Below are 274 nucleotides of genomic sequence, written 5' to 3'. Positions count from 1 at the left end.
CTGTACGAGATGATCGAGCACCGCAAGGCCGAGAAGATCGTCGACCAGCTCACCGAGGTCATGCCGGGCCGCCCGACCTACCTGCACCACCGCGACCCGGTGGACAACGTGCGCGAGCCCTACGACCGCAGCTCGGCCGCCCCCATCAGCAAGCTGCACGCCCTGACGATCATGTCGGCCGAGCAGCAGACGATGAACTTCTACATGAACGTCGGCCCGACCTACATGGAGCCGATCGCCCGCCAGCTCTACCAGGAGATCGGGCTCATCGAGG

The 274-nt window shown here is 65.3% G+C and carries 1 pseudogene; it reads left to right on the top strand.

From position 1 onward, the window contains the following. Positions 1-9: 9 nt before the first annotated feature. Positions 10-274 (top strand): annotated as a pseudogene (locus IO39_RS43620) (hypothetical protein); the annotation flags it as partial.

Source organism: Nonomuraea candida, from assembly GCF_000725485.1.
In the GTDB taxonomy this organism is placed as follows: Bacteria; Actinomycetota; Actinomycetes; order Streptosporangiales; family Streptosporangiaceae; genus Nonomuraea; species Nonomuraea candida.
The sequence above is the reverse complement of the archived record's forward strand: the minus strand, read 5'-3'. Positions and strand labels throughout refer to the sequence as shown.